Raw genomic sequence first — 4,389 nt, 5'->3', positions numbered from 1 at the left:
CCGGCGACACGCCGCTGGCCGGCGCGGTACGCGCGGAGCTGGCCGAACGCTGGCCGGGCGCGCCGCTGCTCAGCGCCGGGGACGGGGCCGCCGCCGCGGCCTGGCTCGCCGCCCGGGACCTGCCCGAGGTGACCGACCCGGCGGCGCTGCACGCCCGCCTCGTGCCCCCACCCGCCTGACCCGCGCTGCGGCGGGTCAGGGCAGCGCGGTCAGCGCGGCGGCGAGGCGCGCCCAGACGTGGGTACGCCAGCCACCGTCGAGCAGCGTGAAGGTACGCCGCTGAAGCGGATCGTCCGGATCGAACCCGGCGTGCTCCAGGAACAGCCGGGTGCCCCGCCCCTCGGGCACAAGCGTCCAGGTGACCACCGTGTCGAGCGTGCCGCCGCGCCAGGCCCACCGCATCCGGCGCGGCTCGTCCAGTTCCAGCACCTCGCAGTGGACCGTCCCGTCGAACCGCTGGCCGGGTCGCGCGTCGGTCCGGAACGTGAACCGGTGCCCGCGTACGGGCCGGAAGTCGTTCGGCATGAGCCAGCGTCCGATCAGATCGGAATCGGTCAGCGCGCGCCACACCTTGGCGGGCGGGTGCGGCAGGAACTGGTCCACCGCGATGCGGGTCGACTCACTCATCCGGCATCGCGTCCAGCACGTCGCCCAGGCCGGCCAGCCGCTGCCTCCAGAACCGCTCGTACGGGGTGAGCCAGTCGGCCACCTCCCGCAGCGGCTCGGGGCGCAGCGCGTAGACCCGCTGCCGGCCGACGGGCCGCTCGGTCACCAGCCCGGCGTCCTTGAGCACCCGCAGGTGCTCCGACAGGCTGGGACGCCGCATCTCGAAGCGGTCGGCGAGCCGCTGCACCGGCTGCTCCCCCTCGTCGCGGAGCAGCCGCAGCACCTCCCGCCGGGTCGGGTTGGCCAGCGCCGCGAACACGTCCGGCTCAGACACGGGTCTCCTGCAGGACGAGCCCGTTGCCGTCCGGGTCGGCGAAGGTGACATAGCGCCCCCAGGGCACGACCTGGACGCTGTCCTCGGCGAACGCCACCCCCCGCTCGCGCAGCCGGGCCACGTCCGCGTCGAGGTCGTCGCTCTCCAGCACCAGCCCGCGCAGCGAGCCGGCCGGCATGCTGTCGAACCAGGTGACGAGCGTCAGCGTGGTCACCGCGCCCCGGGGCGCCACCTGGACCCAGCGGCCGTCCGGCATCGGGTTGTCCCGGACCAGGTCGAAGCCGAGGACGTCGACGTAGAAGTCGCGGGCCCGGTCCTGGTCGCCGACGGGGACGGAGACGATCTGGGCGTGAGTGACGGACATGCCCGCCAGCATAGGTAGGAGATTTCCTACCGGTCAAGCGGAACGAAGGCCGGCCGGGATCTGCCGACCGGCCTCCGTCACCCGCTCAGGCGTTCGGACCGCCCGGCTGCCCCGGCTGCCAGCCCTGCGGCGCCGGCTGCCCGGCGTGCGGCGGGTACGCCGCGTGCTGCTGCGGCGCCTGACCGGGATACCCCTGCGGCGGCGCGCCGTACGGCGCCGGCTGACCCTGCGGCACGCCGTACGGCGTGGGCTGGCCCTGCCCCGCCGGGTACATCCCCGGCTGCTGCGGCGCGCCCGCGAACTGCTGTGCCGCCGCCTGCTCGCGTGCCTCCTTGCGCGCCTTCACCGCGCGCACGATCAGCAGGATCGGCAGGACGAAGACGTAGAAGAAGATCCGGTAGCTGTCGCCGTCGAAGAGGAACAGCAGGTAGAAGCCGTACCCGAAGAAGGCCAGGCCGACGACTACGTTGAGGATGCGGGAGCCGGTCCCCTGTTCCTTGACGGCCACGCCTACCGCGACCATCGCGATGCCGCCGAGCAGCAGCAACAGCGTGTAGATGAGGAAGAACATGAGATTCCTGTCGATAGATGAGCGTGCCGGCCCACCCTAGGTCAGTTCGATCTTCCCCACTGCCCCGTTGCCTGTGGCAACCACCTCACTTGAGCTGCCCCGCGGTCAGTCCGGACTGGACCTGACGCTGGAACGCCACGTACACCACGAGGACCGGCAGCACCGCGATGGTCAGGCCGGCGAACAACTGGGCGTAGTCACCGGCGTAGCCCTGGCTGACCGCGAGCGAACTCAGGCCCTGGGCGAGCATCCGGTCCTGCCCGTCGCCGGGGATGAGCACCTGGGGCAGCAGGAACTGGTTCCAGTGGCTCAGGAAGTTGAAGATCCCGACACTGATCAGTCCCGGTCGCGCCATCGGCAGCATCACCCGGAAGAACAGCCGGAAGTGCCCGCACCCGTCGATCAGCGCGGCCTCCGCCACCGAGGTCGGCAGCGTCCGGAAGAACGCGGTCAGGAAGAACACCGTGAACGGCAGCGAGTAGGCGGTGTAGACCAGGATCAGGCCGGGCCAGGTGCCGAGCAGGCCGACGCTGCGGACCACGAAGAACAGCGGCACCAGGGCCAGGAACACCGGGAACATCATGCCGCCGACGAACAGGTAGTAGACCACCTGCCGGCCCCGGAACTCGTAGCGCGCGAAGACGTACGCGGCGGTGGCGCCGAGCAGCATGGTCAGACTCAGCGAGCCGGACACCACCACCAGGCTGTTGAAGAAGAACCGGCCGATGTGCGCGGTGCTCCAGGCCCGCGCCCAGTTGTCGAAGCGCAGCGCCTCGGGCAGCCCCCACGGCTCGGCGATGATCTCGCCGTTGCTCTTCAGCGAGCTGAGCACCATCCAGGCCAGCGGCAGCACCGTCATGGCCGCCCAGAGCATGAGGAAGCCGTGCGAGAAGACGTTCGCCACGCCCAGCTCACGCCGGGGCGGACGGTCGGCCGGGGTCGCCGCGCGGGTCGCCTCGGCGCCCGGGGCGCCGGTGTCCACGGTGGTCACGAGTACTCGATCCGATCGCGCCGGGCGGTGCGCAGCGCCAGCACCGCCACCGAGAGGGTCAGGAAGAACATCGCCACACCGATCGCCGAGGCGTACCCGAACTTGTTCTCGCTGCCGAACGACGTGTCGTACATCCGCAGCCCGATCACGTCGGAGGAGAAGTTCGGCCCGCCGTTGGTCATGAGCTGGACCAGGATGAAGCCGTCCAGCGCCGCGATGGCCAGGTAGATCCACGCGACCTGGATGGTGTCCCAGAGCAGCGGAATGGTGATCTTCCGCAGCATCGTGGTGCGGGACGCGCCGTCGAGCAGCACCGCCTCGTAGATGTCACGCGGGATGGCCTGCATGGCGGCGCCGAAGAGCACCACGTAGAAGCCGACGTTGCTCCACACCATCACCGCCAGCACGCACCAGAACGCGAAGCGCGGGTCGCCGAGCCAGGCCGGGGTGGCCAGCCCGACGGCGCGCAGGGCGCCGTTGAGCAGGCCACTCGTCGGACTGTAGATCTCCTTCCAGAGCAGCGCGATGATCACCACGGAGAGCACCTGCGGGAAGAAGTAGACGAGCCGGTAGACCGAGGTGCCCCGCACCCCGGTCACCCCGGCCCGGCCCCGGCGGCCGCCCATGGTGAGCATGCTGGCGAAGAACAGGCCCAGCCCGATCGTCACCACCGGCACCACGGCGAGCAGGATCGCGTTGTTCTTCAGGGCGTTCCACACGTACCCGTCGTTCAGCAGCGTGCGGAAGTTCGCCATGCCGACCGGGTCGGCCTGCGCGGAGTAGCCCATCCAGTCGGTGGTGGAGATCTGAAAAGCCTGGAGGTACGGCGAGAGCACGAAGATGCCGTACAGCGCCAGCGGGGGCAGCAGGAACGTGAGGATCAGGGGGAGGCGACCCTGTCGCATCACGCGGACCGCTTGTACTTCTTGACCGAGCTGTCTCCGGCGATCGAGTCGGCGCCCTTCTGGCACTGGTCGAGGAACTCGGCCGGGCCGATCCGGCCGCTGAAGAACTCGCCGCAGGCCGCGTCGACGAGGTTGCGCTCCAGCTTGCGGTAGTAGTTGTTGTAGACCCAGTTGAAGCCGTTGGACCCGGACGCGTCGAGCGCCTTGACCACGGTGCTGAGCCCGTACGGCAGGTCGACGCCCTCGGTGGCGCCGGCGACCACGGGCAGGCTGGCGACCTTCTTGGTGAAGTCCTGCGCGCCCTTGCGGGACAGCATGGTCCGGAAGTACTCCAGGCCACCGGCTACGTTCTTCGCCTTCGCCGGCACCATGAACGGCTCGCCCGCGGTGCCGCGGATCGCCTCGTACGGCAGCTTGTCGCCGCTGCCCAGGCTCGGCGTGGGCGCGACTGTCATGTTGAAGCCGGGCGGCGTGACGTCCTTCTGCTCGCTCTCCAGCCAGGAGCCGCAGGAGATGAACGCGGCCTTGCCCTGGCACCAGGCGGTCTGCGACTGCTTGTGGTCCAGGCCCGGGGAGCCGGCGAGGATGAACTTGTCCTTGACGATCTGGTGCCAGGCG

General features: G+C 70.4%; 6 protein-coding genes and 2 pseudogenes. 1 reads left to right on the top strand and 7 read right to left on the bottom strand.

Going from position 1 to position 4,389, the window contains the following annotated elements; all coding sequences use genetic code 11:
- Positions 1 to 179 (top strand): annotated as a pseudogene (locus KBX39_RS33535) (ATPase); the annotation flags it as partial.
- Positions 180 to 195: 16 nt separating this feature from the next.
- Here KBX39_RS33535 and KBX39_RS24480 read toward each other — a convergent pair.
- From KBX39_RS24480 to KBX39_RS24450, 7 genes and pseudogenes are all read right to left on the bottom strand, one after another.
- Positions 196 to 627 (bottom strand): SRPBCC domain-containing protein, encoded by a 432-nt coding sequence (locus KBX39_RS24480; RefSeq protein WP_210872701.1) that lies wholly within the window; start codon positions 625 to 627, stop codon positions 196 to 198.
- Positions 620 to 940 (bottom strand): helix-turn-helix transcriptional regulator, encoded by a 321-nt coding sequence (locus KBX39_RS24475; RefSeq protein ID WP_030500330.1) that lies wholly within the window; start codon positions 938 to 940, stop codon positions 620 to 622. Before KBX39_RS24475 ends, KBX39_RS24480 begins: the two co-directional genes overlap by 8 nt.
- Positions 933 to 1,304 carry a VOC family protein gene (locus KBX39_RS24470; protein ID WP_043331143.1) on the bottom strand — a complete coding sequence of 124 codons (372 nt, stop codon included), beginning with the start codon at positions 1,302 to 1,304 and terminating at the stop codon, positions 933 to 935. Before KBX39_RS24470 ends, KBX39_RS24475 begins: the two co-directional genes overlap by 8 nt.
- A gap of 85 nt (positions 1,305 to 1,389) precedes the next feature.
- Positions 1,390 to 1,875, bottom strand: a complete 486-nt coding sequence (locus KBX39_RS24465) for a hypothetical protein (RefSeq protein ID WP_210872699.1) — start codon at positions 1,873 to 1,875, stop codon at positions 1,390 to 1,392.
- Positions 1,876 to 1,960: 85 nt separating this feature from the next.
- Positions 1,961 to 2,749, bottom strand: a complete 789-nt coding sequence (locus KBX39_RS24460) for a carbohydrate ABC transporter permease (protein WP_113972709.1) — start codon at positions 2,747 to 2,749, stop codon at positions 1,961 to 1,963.
- Positions 2,750 to 2,862: 113 nt separating this feature from the next.
- Positions 2,863 to 3,771: a carbohydrate ABC transporter permease gene (locus tag KBX39_RS24455; protein ID WP_030500326.1), complete on the bottom strand. Its 909-nt coding sequence runs from the start codon at positions 3,769 to 3,771 to the stop codon at positions 2,863 to 2,865.
- Positions 3,771 to 4,389, bottom strand: a pseudogene (locus KBX39_RS24450) (carbohydrate ABC transporter, N-acetylglucosamine/diacetylchitobiose-binding protein); the annotation flags it as partial. The pseudogene KBX39_RS24450 and the gene KBX39_RS24455, both read right to left, overlap by 1 nt.

The organism is Micromonospora sp. D75, assembly GCF_018070405.1.
GTDB lineage: Bacteria > Actinomycetota > Actinomycetes > Mycobacteriales > Micromonosporaceae > Micromonospora > Micromonospora chalcea.
This window is presented reverse-complemented; position numbering and strand designations above follow the sequence as displayed.